The 15734-nt window shown below is 30.5% G+C and carries 13 protein-coding genes and 1 pseudogene; 3 read left to right on the plus strand and 11 right to left on the minus strand.

What is annotated here, in order from left to right:
- Positions 1–71: 71 nt before the first annotated feature.
- The 6 genes from CXF68_RS02550 to CXF68_RS02575 all read right to left on the minus strand — a co-directional run bounded on the left by CXF68_RS02550 (position 72) and on the right by CXF68_RS02575 (position 8729).
- Positions 72–1430 (minus strand): OmpA family protein, encoded by a 1359-nt coding sequence (locus CXF68_RS02550; RefSeq protein ID WP_101042784.1) that lies wholly within the window; start codon positions 1428–1430, stop codon positions 72–74.
- 120 nt (positions 1431–1550) lie between these two features.
- The gene (gene kbl / locus CXF68_RS02555) at positions 1551–2744 is read right to left on the minus strand and encodes a glycine C-acetyltransferase (protein WP_101042785.1); all 1194 of its coding nucleotides are present in this window, start codon (positions 2742–2744) and stop codon (positions 1551–1553) included.
- A gap of 67 nt (positions 2745–2811) precedes the next feature.
- Positions 2812–5934, minus strand: coding sequence for an exodeoxyribonuclease V subunit beta (locus CXF68_RS02560; RefSeq protein ID WP_101042786.1), 3123 nt, complete (start codon positions 5932–5934; stop codon positions 2812–2814).
- Between the two features lie 134 nt (positions 5935–6068).
- Positions 6069–6908 carry a DUF2911 domain-containing protein gene (locus CXF68_RS02565; RefSeq protein WP_101042787.1) on the minus strand — a complete coding sequence of 280 codons (840 nt, stop codon included), beginning with the start codon at positions 6906–6908 and terminating at the stop codon, positions 6069–6071.
- A gap of 1 nt (position 6909) precedes the next feature.
- Positions 6910–8016 carry a helix-turn-helix domain-containing protein gene (locus tag CXF68_RS02570; protein ID WP_101042788.1) on the minus strand — a complete coding sequence of 369 codons (1107 nt, stop codon included), beginning with the start codon at positions 8014–8016 and terminating at the stop codon, positions 6910–6912.
- Between the two features lie 23 nt (positions 8017–8039).
- The gene (locus tag CXF68_RS02575) at positions 8040–8729 is read right to left on the minus strand and encodes a hypothetical protein (protein WP_101042789.1); all 690 of its coding nucleotides are present in this window, start codon (positions 8727–8729) and stop codon (positions 8040–8042) included.
- A gap of 228 nt (positions 8730–8957) precedes the next feature.
- Here CXF68_RS02575 and CXF68_RS02580 point away from each other — a divergent pair, with 228 nt between their 5' ends.
- The 3 genes and pseudogenes from CXF68_RS02580 to CXF68_RS20945 form a co-directional block, all read left to right on the plus strand.
- A complete protein-coding gene (locus tag CXF68_RS02580) occupies positions 8958–9914 on the plus strand; it encodes a carbon-nitrogen hydrolase family protein (protein WP_101042790.1) in 957 nt (318 codons plus the stop codon).
- 8 nt (positions 9915–9922) lie between these two features.
- Positions 9923–10222, plus strand: a complete 300-nt coding sequence (locus tag CXF68_RS02585) for an isochorismatase family protein (protein ID WP_101042791.1) — start codon at positions 9923–9925, stop codon at positions 10220–10222.
- Between the two features lie 113 nt (positions 10223–10335).
- Positions 10336–11086: pseudogene (locus tag CXF68_RS20945) on the plus strand (IS1595 family transposase); the annotation flags it as partial.
- Between the two features lie 24 nt (positions 11087–11110).
- Here the strand turns inward: CXF68_RS20945 and CXF68_RS02595 are convergent.
- From CXF68_RS02595 to CXF68_RS02615, 5 genes are read right to left on the minus strand one after another with little or no spacing between them, the layout of a single operon-like run.
- A complete protein-coding gene (locus tag CXF68_RS02595; protein WP_101042793.1) occupies positions 11111–12271 on the minus strand; it encodes a metal ABC transporter permease in 1161 nt (386 codons plus the stop codon).
- The gene (locus tag CXF68_RS02600) at positions 12264–13388 is read right to left on the minus strand and encodes a metal ABC transporter permease (RefSeq protein ID WP_101042794.1); all 1125 of its coding nucleotides are present in this window, start codon (positions 13386–13388) and stop codon (positions 12264–12266) included. Before CXF68_RS02600 ends, CXF68_RS02595 begins: the two co-directional genes overlap by 8 nt.
- Positions 13388–14125: a metal ABC transporter ATP-binding protein gene (locus tag CXF68_RS02605; protein ID WP_101042795.1), complete on the minus strand. Its 738-nt coding sequence runs from the start codon at positions 14123–14125 to the stop codon at positions 13388–13390. The genes CXF68_RS02600 and CXF68_RS02605 overlap by 1 nt, the downstream gene beginning before the upstream one ends.
- Position 14126: 1 nt before the next feature.
- Positions 14127–15038, minus strand: a complete 912-nt coding sequence (locus CXF68_RS02610; RefSeq protein ID WP_101042796.1) for a metal ABC transporter solute-binding protein, Zn/Mn family — start codon at positions 15036–15038, stop codon at positions 14127–14129.
- Between the two features lies 1 nt (position 15039).
- Positions 15040–15696, minus strand: coding sequence for a metal-dependent transcriptional regulator (locus CXF68_RS02615; protein ID WP_101042797.1), 657 nt, complete (start codon positions 15694–15696; stop codon positions 15040–15042).
- Positions 15697–15734 lie beyond the last annotated feature (38 nt).

Consider the following 15734-nt stretch of genomic DNA (forward strand, 5'->3'; position numbering starts at 1 on the left):
ATTTTTATTAAAAATATTGCACAAAAAAAAGCCTCGCAAATGCGAGGCTTTAAATATTATGTTTGAATAAATTATTTTACTAATTTAATCTCAACACGTCTGTTTTGAGCTCTACCCGCTCTAGTTTTGTTATTTGCAATTGGATAGTCTTCACCAAATCCAGCAGAAGTTAATCTTGATCCTGCAACACTAGCTTTAGTAGCTAAATAATCTAAAACAGCCTTAGCTCTTCTTTCAGATAATTTTTTATTGTTAGCAGCTCTACCTTGGCTATCTGTATGTCCTTGAACACTAAAGTTAGCTTTAGGATATTCTTTCATAATAGCAGCAATTCTGTTTAAGTTATCAGTAACACCAGCTTTAAAAGTTGTTCTTCCTGAGTTAAAATAAATAGCTCTTGCGAAGTCATTTAATTTTTTCTCAGCAGCTTTAGTAATTACTACTTCTGGACATCCGTTGTTAGAAGCAACACCTGCAACTTTAGGACATTTATCGTCTTTATCTAAAACACTATCTCCATCAGTATCTGGCCAAGGGCAACCTCCATTTTCAGAAGGACCAGCAACAGCAGGACACTTATCTTTACTATCAACTACACCGTCTCCATCAGTATCAGGACATCCGTTGTTAGCTTTTGTTCCTTTTACAGTAGGACAAGCATCATCTTTATCAGCAATAGCATCTCCATCAGTATCAGGACATCCGTTTAAAGCAGCTAAACCAGCAACCTCAGGACAAGCATCATCAGCATCTTTAATACCATCATTATCAGTATCAGGACAACCGTTGAATTCTTTTAAACCAGCAACTTCTGGACAAGCATCATCTTTATCAAAAATACCATCACCATCAGTATCAGTACCTCCAAATTGAAATACTAAACCAATTGAGTGCTGAAAGTGATCTTGTACTTTATCACCAAATTCTTTTTTCCCTCCTGATTGGAAGTTTAATCCTAAGTTATCATTAAACCAAGTGTTGAATCCAAAACCTGCGTTTAACATTCCTTCACCTTGATCAGCTAAAGAAGTGTAACCACCCCCTAAATATACATAAGGATCAAACCATGAAGTTTCTCCGAATAAGTTATTTAAGTCGTACTTTACGTTAGCATCAATTGCCCAGTAAAGCTCATCGCTATCATTTTCTGTTCTAAAAGTTTCAATTTTATTTAAAGAACCAGCTAATTGTAAAGAAAAACCATCGTTTAAATATCTATCTACAGTTATTCTTGAAATAGAAGGTAAAACATTCCAGTCACTAGTACCGATATAATCCTTTGCATAATCTCCAAATTCAGAAGGAATTCTAACGTCAACAGCGTTAACTCCAAATCCAACCGCCCATGGGTTATCTGAATCCTGTGCGTTTACTGTCCCTAAAGTAGCGAACGTAAACAAAGCTATCACAGCTATTTTGATTTGTTTCATTATAAAAATTTTAAATTAAAAAGTTCGTTTATATATACCGCAAATGTAAGTTGTAAAAACTTATTTACAAAAGCAAATCTACAAAAACTTACAATAAATGCAAGTTTTCGATTAATATATTTAAATCACATTTAACTCTTTACCTACTTTTGTAAAGGCTGCAATCGCTTTATCTAAATGTTCTTTTTCATGTGCTGCTGACAGTTGCACACGAATTCTTGCTTTATCTTTTGGCACCACTGGAAAGAAAAAACCTATTACATAGATTCCCTCTTCTAATAACTTATTAGCCATGTTTTGAGATAGTTTTGCATCATATAACATAACTGGAACAATAGCTGCGTCTGCACCTACCAAGTCAAAACCAGCTTTTTCCATCTCTGTACGGAAGTAATTCGTATTCCATTCTAATTTATCTCGTAATGAGGTATCATTTGATAATAAGTCAAATACTTTTAACGATGCCCCTACAATTGCTGGTGCTAATGAGTTTGAAAATAAATACGGGCGAGAACGTTGACGTAAAATTTCAATAATTTCTTTTTTCCCCGTTGTATAGCCTCCCATTGCACCTCCAAGTGCTTTTCCTAAAGTACCTGTTACAATATCAACACGATCCATTACGTTTTTTAACTCAACAGTACCACGACCTGTTTTACCAATGAATCCGGCTGCATGACATTCATCAACCATTACTAAAGCATCGTATTTATCTGCTAAATCACAAATTTCATCTAGTTTTGCTACAATACCATCCATAGAGAAAACCCCATCAGTAACAATAATTTTAAAACGATGACCTTGTTTACTCGCTTCTATTAATTGTTCTTCTAAAGAACTCATGTCATTATTATTATAACGATAACGAGCTGCTTTACACAAACGAACCCCGTCAATGATAGAGGCGTGATTTAAACTATCAGAAATAATTGCATCTTCTTTTGTTAATAATGGTTCGAAAACACCACCATTTGCATCAAAAGCTGCTGCGTACAAAATAGTATCTTCAGTTGTATAAAACTCAGCTATCTTTTCTTCTAATTGTTTGTGAATATCTTGCGTACCGCAAATAAAACGTACAGACGACATTCCGAAACCATGTGTATCCATAACATCTTTTGCTGCTTGAATTACTTCTGGATGGTTTGACAATCCTAAATAATTATTAGCACAAAAGTTAATTACCTCTTCACCTGTTGATATTTTTATTGCTGCATCTTGTGATGATGTAATAATTCTTTCAGATTTATACAATCCAGCATCTTTTATTTCCTGAATTTCTTTTTGTAATTGTTCTTTTATTTTTCCGTACATATTATTATCTTTTATACCTCGACTACGCTTGGTCTAACATTTATATTTAAAAAGTCAAAGTTAGTTGTTAAACTTCTTCAACCAAAATTTCTTCATTAATATATATAAGTAGTTTTTTAACAACTTTAAAATTCATCGATTTTAAAACTCTTTCATATCGCAATAATTGCTGGTGATAACTATTTGATGGTTTCCCTGTCTTATAGTCAATAATAGTAACCTCTTCATTATCAAAAACTAACCTATCAGGAATCATAATCTGATTATCAACATCTACAATTTCACGTTCATTATATATCGTTACATTTTTTGAATAATAATTTTGTAATTCTATATGATTTACTATTTTATTAATATCTATATAAATAGTCTTTGCTTGCTCTTTATTAATAACTCCTTCTTGTTCATATTTATTTACTATTGTTTCTACATCATTCTTTGTAATGATTTTAGCCATCATTTCATGAATCAAATTTCCAAACTCAATAGCCTTACCTTGTTCATTGTTCCAAAGTTTAGATGCACTTGCTAACATATGAATATTATGTTCTTGCCAAGGTGTTGTTATAAACTCTTCCTGGGTCTCTGCGATAGAAGTATTTATTTTTTGTTTACTAACTCTAGATCGATTACCAAAAGAATATTCCAATTCATCATTACTCCAAAGGCCTTTTTCCTTTAAATAGTTGATAAAAATTCCTGAATAAAAATTAGTATTCTCCTCTCCCTTTGCCGAAATTTTATATTCAGTAATAACATGTAATTGTTCAACCGAACGCGTTAATGCCACATATAGAAGGTTAAAATTATCTAATTCCAATTCTTCACGCTGATGATCATATATTTCTGAACTTCGATTACTTATCGATTTCAAATCTTTATTAAACGGAACCAATAGTTCTTTAAAACCTTCGAAACTCTCAGGCAGCTGATTTAGCCAAATTTTTGGATTTACTTGTCGATAAATCTCTAAATCATACGGAAAAATAACCACAGGAAATTCTAACCCTTTAGACTTATGAATTGTCATTACTTGAACTGCATTACCACTTTCGGGGGCTACAATACTTAAATTTGCTTTTTTAACTTCCCAAAAATCTAAAAATTCTTGAATACTTGTTCCTTTTCGTTGTTGTTCTAAAACAACATCTAAAAAAAACTGCACATAAGCGTCAGAAGAGTCAATTAATTTAAAGCTTCTAATAATTTCTTCTGCTTTCTCATAAAATGGTAATTGATGAAAAGTAGACAAGTCAAAAAATAATTTATATTTTATTAATTCTTTAAAAACAATCTCGTTAGGCTGATGAATAATTTCCGATATAAATAAATGCTTATCAGTTTTTAACTTCAAATGCTCATGCAAAAAATACAGTACCTCTAATAAAGTTTCTTTATCATTACTATGTTGAATAACTTGTAAAACATCAACAATAAAATTAACCTTAGCGCTATTTTGTAATAATAATGTTTCTGATGAAATAATATTTATTCCGTTTTCAGATAAATAATTGGCAACCGAAATTCCGTCTTTTTTCTTACGCACCAAAATGCATATTTCGTTTAAAGAAAAATCTTTTTCTAAACTCCTAATCGTTTCTAAAATTTTTTTCGGGTATTTTAAAGCCTCATTTTCTTTTTCATCTTCCTTATCTAAAAAAGACAGCGAAACAAATCCACCCTCTTTAACTGTTTTTAACTGCTTGTTCCCTTCTATAAACAATTGTCTATAATTTTCATTTTGAAGAAAATTGGAAATGTGTTGAAAAAACTGATTATTAAAATCTATAACCTCCGTATAACTTCTGTAGTTGGTTTCTAATGTTTTTATTTCTTTCGGAACATGAAACGGGTTATCTACAGCTGATCCTAATGAAATAAACTGTTCTGCTTTTCCACCACGCCAACGATAAATAGCTTGCTTTCCATCTCCTACTAACAATAAATTACTATTTTCTTGCGCTAGTGCATTATCTATTAACGGAATTATGTTTTTCCATTGTAATACTGATGTGTCTTGCATTTCATCAATAAAGTAATGCATAAATCGTTGCCCTATTCGTTCATAAATAAACGGCGCTGGCTGATCTTTTATATTATCAGAAATTAATTGATTGAATTCAGCGTTTAACCGAATGTTATTATCTTCTTTTATACGTGTTAATTCTAAATTTATGTGATTTAAAACAGCTAAAGGAATAATACTTTTTAATGCCAACTTATTCATTAAGAATTGCTGATACAGCCTTTCAGATTCTCTATATAAGTTCAATAAATCAGGTAAAACAGCTTCAATAGCGTTTTTTATAGCGTCCGATTTTGATTTTGCATAAAAATTATTCTCTTCAACACGCTCACGTAGTTTCGAATCTTCAAAAAACTTTGCTTTTTCAGGGTTGTTAGCTAATGCTAAAAAATGATTTGGAAACATAGATCTATAAAAATCTTTATGACCAATCTGCGCTACCTCTATAATCTGTAAACCATCATTACCAATTTCTATAAATCGGATTTTAATTTCTTTTTGATGTTTAGATAACTTACTTTTTAAATCAGTAAACTCGACTAATCTTTTATCAGCTAGTCCTCTAAAATGTTTTGTATCATCTTCATTTAATAAAATTCTAGAAAATTCATTTAACTCACGAGAAATATCCCATGATTTATCATCATCAGCTTTATCTAAAGAAAAGTCTATTAATAATTTTGTTAGATCTTTATCTGTACCAATTTTAGAAATTAATACATCAACAGCTTCATTTAAGAGAGAAACTGCATCCATTTCTACTTCAAAATTAAGCGACAATCCCAAGTCATACGCAAAACTTTTAATAATTTTATGCGTAAAACTATCAATAGTTGTAATAGAAAAAGCTGAGTAATTTTGCAAAACAGCATCTATGATTTGCTTACTTCTGTGCTTAATAGTAGCTTTATCTACTTGAATTTCATTACTAATAATTTGAAATAAATCATTTTCTTTTCCTTCAGAAAACCCTTGCAAGTTCTCTAACACACGCTCTTTCATTTCTCCAGCAGCCTTATTCGTAAAAGTAATTGCTAATATCTTCTGGAAAGTAAAAATATCATCAGAATTCAATAATACTTTTAAATACTCTTTTACAAGTGTGAAAGTTTTCCCACTACCTGCAGATGCATTATATACTTGAAATTTAGATTGATTTCCCACTTAGATATTTTATGCAAAGTAATTCTTTTAAACAAAAAACTAAAGGTGATTTATTTAAAATTAAGGTAAAAACTTAACCTTACATAGATAAATACAGAAAACCATTAACTATCTGATATTCCTAAATATTAAAATTACTTTTCTAACGCACTAATGACATTCTCATTCAACCGAACAAAATCATTGTTTTTTGCTTTTTCAGACAACAACAATGCTCTTTTAGCTACCTTTACAGCTTCTTTGTTTTTTCCTAAATCTTTAAGAATCATTGCTTCTCTTGTTACTTGAAAAAACAATGCTTCTTTAGATTTAGTTACTTTTTGAATATACATTAGTGCCTTATTCAAATTTGTTTTCGTTTCATGAAGATACAATGCCGCTTGATAGAAATCAAAACTACTTGGTCCATATAAAACTCTATCTATCGATTTCAAGATCTCCTCATTTTCTTTTACTCTTACAGGTACTTTAATTTTGGTTTGTTCCCATTCTAAAACAATATCAGTACTATTTAAAGTTACATCTTGAAAATGTATTTCAAATGTTTCTACTTTAGAGTTCATTTTTATTACCGGAAGTTCAATTTCAAAAACAGGTTTTTTATCTTTATAAAAATTCCAATCTGAATCGGTATATCTATACCATTTCATTTTCCATATTTTATCATTTGGAAAACTCAAAATAGTATATATCCCTTTTCCCAGCACATTGCCTTTAATAAATACAGCTTTTGAAAAAATGATTTTTGTTGCTGAATTAGCTCCTGTTCTCCATACTTCTTTATTTGGTAACAAGCCTGATTCTCCAAAAATAATACGTCCTCTTCTACTTGGTCTTGAATATTCAATTGTAATTTCTGTAAGCCCTACCTTTTGTTTTACTTCCGAAGAAGAACTAAGACTTGGTATTTTTAGTTGAGGATATACTATTATATAAGAAAATAGTAAAACAATGGTTATATATAGTGTTTTCATTTTATGTATTTTGATTAAAATAAGTCGTAGGAGAAACTCCCATTAATTTTTTAAATGATTTATTAAATGTTGTTTTAGAATTAAAACCTGCTTCTTGAGCTAAGCCAAAAAAAGTAAGTTGTTTTGCTTTTTTTGTACTTGCTAAATTTACAAACTCTTTAATGCGATAGTAATTCACATATTCAAAAAAGTTCATTCCTATGTTTTCATTAAGTAGTCTAGCTAATTCTGGATTATTAACTCCTAACATTTGCGCTAATTCTGTTTTTAATAATTTATTATTTAAATATGGCTTTTTATCTAACATCAATTTATCTAGTTCTTGTTTTAACCTTTCTAAATCATCTAAACTTAGCTTAGATTGCGTGTATTTCTTTAAAGACATCTCTGGAATAAAACTTAAAACCTTTGGAGAAACAATCACATAATAGTTTATAAATAGAATTATAAAACTTAAAATAATCCAGATATAAGGACGTGCATTTCTTTCTAACATAGAGAAACCAAAAAAACTTGTTAGAAAAAGGATTACCCATATTAGCAAACAAAAACCTGTTACGTACAAGAAAGTGACTAAAAAACGGGTATGTGGCACGTAAGAAACCTCATTCTTTATCATATCACAAAAATCTTTATAAACCTTGTAACCTAACCACCAGTATAGTATATTCACAACTAAACCTACTGCATGACAAGCATAAATTACTCTCTGTAATTCTCCCGTTTTAACTCTATCGATAATAACTGAATCTTCTGGAATCATAAAATACACTAGAATAAATACAGAATAAGATACTCCCGGAATATAATGTATCAAATCTGATTTTGAGAACTTTGTTCTATTTAATACTGAACGTATAAAAAGATATATTGTAGGTCCAAAAAGTAACGCTGAAAATTCAGATAATGCTATCAATCTAAAATTCTTACCCCAAATATTCGCATTATATAAAGTTTTACCTAGTAAACCTATTGTAATAACACATACAAAAGCAATCATAAACCCATTAACACTTGCTCTTTTTTTTAGAGAAAACATATATATTGATATTAAAAAAAGGCTTTGTAAAAAACCAAAATAAACTAATTGATTTAGAATTTCTTGCATGTATTATATTTTACGGAAACAAGTTACTTTATTACAAATTGATGTACATTCTTTAAAGCTTTATAACTTGATAAAGGGTGTTTTTTAATAAAAACATCAAAGGCTTCTTTACTGTTCCATTCAATGATACAAAAAACATCTGCATTATAATAATACCCCATTGGTGATTTTCCATTGGTAAGTTTAATAATTAATTTCCCTCCGTGCTTTTTTATTTTATTTTCCCATTGGTTATAAAACTTTGTAAGGCTTGTTTTGTCCTTTCCCCATAATGCACTCGCCACATTGTAACGATCACTATTTACAGAGAAACTAATATCTTTGGGCATTTCATAATATGTAAGTTCAAAATAACTAAAAAGAGCTTTTCTTTGTTCATGAAAATCGGGTACTTCACTCACTATATTATCTAAAAAACCTTCTCTCTTTTTTTTACTTTTCCATTTTCCAATAACCAAACTAACTGGTAAATGATTTCCTAATACCAGTTTTTTTATTGCAAATCCAGGTTGTGGTTGATATGTATATTTAAAAGCTACAGGAAAAGCTGTTTTTTTATATTTCTCAAATAATGTTCCAACATTAGGAAATGTAGAAATTAATAGAACATCTAATACTTCTCCTTTTTTAAAATCAAACGACTTTGTTTTACTTTGTCCTAAGGCACTTACACTAAGAAATAATAATAATGACTTAATAAATAATTTTCTCATAAAATATTGTTTTTAAATACAAATACAAAACAATACTATATTACTCGTAAAACAAAGGGTATTGAAGTACACATACCGTACTTGTACATAGACATTCTTACTTTTGTTGTATTATTTCACAATAATTATCAACCTGAGATATTAAACTCCTCTTTTATGAATTAACAAATTCTGTTCATTGATTTTATATATCTTCGTTAAAGACTTAAATACTAAAACATAATTAAGATGGAAAACACTTTAAAAATAGGAATGGCTCAAATTTCACCAGTTTGGTTAAACAAAGCACTTACTATTGAAAAAACAAAATCTTATATTATAAAAGCAGCCAAAGAAGGATGTGAATTAGTCATTTTTGGTGAAAGTTTTTTACCTGGTTATCCGTTTTGGTTATCTATAACTAATGCAGCCGAATTTGAATCTCAAGTACAAAAAGAAATTCACGCACATTATATTAAAAATGCCATTCAAATTGAAGCTGGAGAATTAGATGAAATATGTGCACTAGCTAAAGAACATAAAATTGCCATTTACATAGGCATTATAGAAAGAGCTAAAAACCGTGGTGGACATAGTTTGTATTGTTCTTTAGTATACATTGATCTAAATGGTGAAATAAAATCTGTTCACAGAAAATTACAACCTACTTATGAAGAACGATTAAGTTGGTCTCCTGGTGATGGTAACGGATTAGAAGTACATTCATTAAAACAATTTACTGTTGGCGGATTAAATTGTTGGGAAAACTGGATGCCTTTACCTAGAACTGCTTTATATGCTCAAGGTGAAAACCTACACATTGCTGTTTGGCCTGGAGCTGAAAGAAATACTATAGATATTACTAAATTTATAGCTAAAGAGGCAAGATCGTTTGTTGTTTCTGTAAGTGGCTATATGACTATTGATGATTTCCCTAAAGACACTCCTAATTATGAAGAAATTATTAAAAATGCTCCACAAGTATTAGCCAATGGGGGTTCTTGTATTGCAGGACCTGATGGTGAATGGATTATTCCGCCTGTTACAGGGAAAGAAGATTTAATTATTACTACGATAGATTTTCAGAAAATATTAGAAGAACGTCATAATTTTGATCCCTCTGGTCATTATTCTAGACCCGATATAACTAAACTTACTTTAAATAAAGAACGCCAATCTGTTATTGAAATTATTAACGGTAATTAAAAATTATAATGAAACTAAGAAACCAAAATACAGCGCTACTATTAATCGACCTACAAGAAGGTTTTACGAAGCCTACAAATAACGAGCCTCTACTTATAAAAGAAGTAAATAGTAGTTTTATTGGTACCGACTTAGAACAGCAATTAAATAATATTCACAAATTAGTTATTGTTGGTCTTACCACCAATCATTGTATATCTACCACTACAAGAATGGCTGGAAGTTTAGGCCTCGATACTATTATTTTTGCAGATGCCACAGCTACTTTTGATAGAATTGAAATTAATAAAAAAGTATTTCCTGCATAAATTATTCACCAAACTACCTTAGCTAGTTTAAATGAAGAAGTGTTGAATATAATTTAATTTTAGAGGTCAGTATTTAAATTCATATCTTAAAGCATAATAAATACGGGTATATTATGGGTATTTTTAAAGGACAAAACCTTCTAGAGTTCACTGATCGTTTCAAAACGGATCTAGACTGTAAAAAATATTTGGTAGAAATAAAATGAGATAAAAGTTTTGAATGTCTGAAATGTGTTTATAAAAAATCACAGATTAGGAAAGATTTCTCTAGGACTTTTAATATTTGCTCTCATCAAGAGTCGGCAACAGCCAATACCCTTTTTCAGAAGGTTAAGCTTGGAGTTCGTAAAGTTTTTTTTTGAGATGAGTACTAATACAGAAAGCTTATCAGCGAGTTATGCTGGTCTTCGTTTTGGTGTTACTGAAAAAACAGCCAGATTATTTATGCACAAAGTTCGAGAAGCAATGGAAAATAGTGGTAATAATCCTATGGATGAGATTGTTCATGTTGATGAATTTGTTTTAGCAGGACGAGAGAAAGATAAGATTGGAAGAAGCGATAATACTAAGAAAGCGATAATGGCTATTGAGTTAACAGGTGATGGCAAAGTTAGAAGAATTAAAGACTTTTCTGCTAGACCCTTATAACATATATTTATTAACTATGTCAGTCGTGAGGCAAAAGTAATAACGGATAAATGGAGAAGATACAGGCCTATTGCTAAGGCTTTTGATATCAAACAAATCGACAGTAATGGAGGAATGAATTTTAAAGCCCTACATACCATGATTAATTAAGTGAAATCTGGTATAAAAACTACATATTCTTGGGTGAGTGATTTTAATATCAATAAATCTTTCAACCACCTCTAAACTTAACAAAGAACTCTAACCTCTAAACAAAAAGAAGTCTTTTTTCATTGATTCTATCTCCGAATCGTCATTTGTAATAATGTAATCTATTGCCTTTTCTGTAAAAGTTTTTCCTTTTTGAGTGAGCGATATGATTTCATTTTCAACAATAATCATATTATTTTTCTCTGCTAATTCTACAATAGATTTTGCTTTAACTTTATGCCAGTTAATATGTTCGTTTAAATGATTAATGTGTCTTTCGTTTTCTTCTTGATGATTATTTAAGTGTAATAAAAAAGTAAGCAATTGTACTTCTTTTTGTTGTTGCTTATTACGATAAAGAACAGAAAATAAACCTCTATTAGGTGCGAACAAATACACTAAAAAGAATACAAATCCAAGCACTGAAATCATTGAACCTGAAATAGAAGCATCTAACCAATGTGCTACCCAATAGCCTGAAATAGCTGAAAACACACCAAAAGCAACTGAAAAAATTAGCATTTTATTTAAATCATTAGTTAATAAATAAGCCGTAGCAGCAGGTGCTATCATTAACGCAACTACTAAAATTGCTCCAACAGCATCAAACGCTCCTACTGTTGTTATTGATGCAACACTCATTAATCCGTAATGAATTACTACTGGAGAAAAGCCTAATGCAGTTGCTAAACCAGCATCGAATGTACTTACTTTTAACTCTTTAAAGAAAGCAACTAAGAGACTTAAAGTAATAAGTAAAATTGTTCCGATAATCCATAATGATTTTGGTCCAATATCTATTCCATTAATCAACAGTCTATCAAACGGAGCAAATGCTAACTCACCTAACAAAACAGCATCAACATCTAAATGAACATCATTTGCGTTTTTAGCTATTAAAAGCACTCCTATACTAAACAACGCAGGAAATACTAAACCAATTGCGGTATCTTCTTTTACTAATTTGGTTTTTTGAATATACTCAACTAATATAACGGTTAAAATTCCGGATAATGCTCCCATTAAAATTAATAATGGTGAATTTAAATCATGCGTAATAAAAAAACCTATTACCAAACCTGGTAAAATCGAATGACTAATTGCATCACTAATTAACGCCATTTTTCGCAACACCAAAAACACTCCTGGTATTGCACAAGCTATAGCTACCAAACTCGCTATTAATTGTATTTCTATTTGAGCACTACTCATTTTCTATATGTTGATTGTATAAATTACCTGCAAACAGATATCCTTCTTCTGTCATCGACCACATTCTACCTTGTACTTTTATATACTCTTTCTCTTCTAATTTTTTTAAGGTACCTCTTGTATATCCTTGAAAATTATTCAATATTTTTACCGCATGCGGATGTGATTTATCTTGGTGTGTCTTAACAAGATCGAACATAAAAGACAATGTTTTGTGTAGTTGTAAGTCTCTTCGATTTTTTAAAAAACGTATTTGACGAAAAAGTAATCCTCTTGAAGGTGAAAAAATAAATGAGAACAACACAAACACAGCTGCTACTAAAACAATTACGGGCCCTGTAGATAAATTAGATTGACTTGCACTAATACCCGTACCAATAACACCAGAAAGTGATCCGAATACCGCAGCCAAAACTACCATAGTACTCAAACTATTTGTCCATTGTCTTGCCGCAGCCGCTGGTGCCAATAACATTGCACTCATTAAAACAACGCCCACTGTTTGTAAACCCAATACAATTGCTAGCACAATAAAACTTGTAATTAAAGCATCTATAAATTTTATATTAAACCCTAACGTTTTTGCATAATCTGCATCAAATAACAAAAGTTTAAATTCTTTCCAAAAAAGTAACAATACGGCTAAACAAATAGCTGTTACTATAGCCATAAACCATACATCTTTAATTAATAATGTAGCTGCTTGACCAAATAAAAACTTATCTAATCCTGATTGATTTGCATTTGGCATTTTCTGAATAAACGTTAAAAGTAACATTCCGAATCCGAAGAAAACAGAAAGAATAAGCCCTAAAGCTGTATCTGTTTTTAAATGTGTGTTTTTTACAATTCCTCGTATCCAAAAAGCTCCGATTAGTCCACTTATCAATGCTCCTAACAATAAAACATTGGTATCTTTTGTTCCTGTAATTAAAAATGCGATTGCAATTCCCGGTAGCGATGCGTGTGAAATTGCATCACCTAATAAACTTTGTTTCCTTAATACAGCAAAACTACCTAACATACCACAAATAGCACCCAAAATAGCGGTTCCGATTGTAATCGTTCGAAGTGTATAATCTGAAAAAACGAGTTTAAAGTATTCTTGTAAATCCATTATTGCTGTACGCTTACTTTATAATTAATTCCGTAAGTTTTCGTTAAATTATCATCGTTAAAAATTTCTTTAACAGGTCCTGTTGCTATCTTTTTCACATTTAAAAAAGTTACCCAATCGAAGTATTCAGGAACCGTTTGTAAATCATGATGTACAACAATTACCGTTTTACCTGCTTTGCGTAATTCTTTTAAAATATTAATAATTGTTATTTCTGTAGTAGCATCAACTCCTTGAAAAGGTTCATCCATAAAATAGATAGATGCATTTTGTGCCAAGGCTCTTGCCAAAAATACTCGTTGTTGTTGCCCGCCTGAAAGTTGAGAAATTTGCCTACTCTTAAATGCTAACATTCCAACTTTTTCAAGTGCTTCTAATGCTGTTTTTCTCTGCGAGCTTCCTGGTCGTTTTATCCAACCCAAACTTCCGTAAGTTCCCATCATAACTACATCTAAAGCTGTAGTAGGGAAATCCCAATCTACACTTCCTTTCTGAGGAACATAAGCTACTAACTTCCGTTGCTTATCATATGGTTTTCCATATATCGAAATGCTTCCCGCAATTGGCTTTATGATTCCTAAAATAGATTTTATTAAGGTAGATTTCCCTGCTCCATTAGGACCAACAATAGCCATTAAAACTCCTTCTGGAATTGCTAAATCAATATCCCAAAGTACCGGTTTGTAATTATATGCTACCGTTAAATCATCAATTGTTACTGCGTATTTTGTTTCCATATTATTTTAATGCGTTAACAATTGTACTAACATTTGCTTTATACATTCCTATATAAGTTCCTTCTTCGGTTCCTGCACTTCCTAATGCATCAGAATATAATGTTCCGCCAATTACAACTTCTTGTCCTTTCGACTTTACTGCTTCCTGTAAAGCTTCAATAGTTCGTTTTGGAACTGAACTTTCTACAAAAATTGCTTTCACTTCATTTTCAATAATAAACTTCGCTAATTTTTGAACATCTTGAACACCCGCTTCAGTTGCTGTAGATAATCCCTGTAAACCAACTACGTTAAATTTATGTTGTCTTCCGAAGTAATTAAATGCATCATGTGCTGTTACCAAAATTCTTTTTTCTACTGATAATTCATTTATTTTATCTCCAACTTGTGTATTCAATACACTTAACTTATCTAAGTATGTTTTAGCATTGTTTTTGTAAAAATCAGCATTTTTAGCATCAATTTTTGCTAGTTCACCAGCAACATACGATGTTATTTTTGTCCAATTATTAAGATCAAACCAAATATGAGGATCGTAATTTGAAGCAAATAATTCTGAGCTTATTAAATAATTTTTATCAATTGCATTAGAGGCTACAATTGTTTTTTTATTTTGATACTCCATTTTTTCGAATACATTTTCAAGCTTACCTTCTAAATGTAATCCATTGTATATAACTACGTCTGCATTAAATAATTTTGAAACATCACCTTCGCTTGCTTTATATAAATGCGGATCAACACCAGCCCCCATTAAACCTTTTACCTCTAATTTATCTCCTCCAATATTCTTTACCAAATCGGTAATCATAGTAGTTGTGGTAACTACATTTAATTTTCCGTTTAACTTTTTTGCTTTTTTACCACAGCTTGTTACTAATAAAATTACAAATAGTACTATTAGTTTTTTCATTTTAATTTTTTTGTATGTATATATTATTTGCTACTTTGTTAGATATTGTAATCTCTTTCTCATTAATATTTACTTGAAAAGATCCATCAAAAGATTCTATATCTATCACTTCAATATTTTGTCCCAATTTAACACCTTGCTTATCTAAAAAGCGCAAAAATTCTGAAGAACTATCATCTACACCAACACAAACACCTTGTTCACCTTTACTTAAGGTAGATAATAAACTTTTTTCTATTTGTTGTAAATTCCCATCCTTATCAGGAATAGGATCTCCATGTGGATCTCTTTTAGGGTACCCTAAAAAAGCATCTAACTCATCTATTAGTTTTGGAGATTTAATATGTTCTAATTGCTCAGCAACTTCATGAACTTCATCCCAAGAAAAATTTAAGTTCTCTACTAAAAAAACTTCCCATAAACGATGTTTACGAATAATGTTAGCTGCTGTTTTTCTACCAAACTCTGTTAAAGTAACTCCTTGGTATTTTTTATAAATTACTACTTTTTTATCAGACAGTTTTTTAATCATATCTGTAACAGATGATGCCTTTGTTACTATTTTTTTTGCAATAGCGTTTGTACTGATTCCTTTTTCAGAAACAGCATCTAAATGATAAATAGCTTTTATGTAATTTTCTTCTGACTGACTAAACACTTTATTTTTTTTAGATACACAAATATATAAATATTGTT

The organism is Tenacibaculum sp. Bg11-29 (assembly GCF_002836595.1).
Lineage (GTDB): Bacteria > Bacteroidota > Bacteroidia > Flavobacteriales > Flavobacteriaceae > Polaribacter.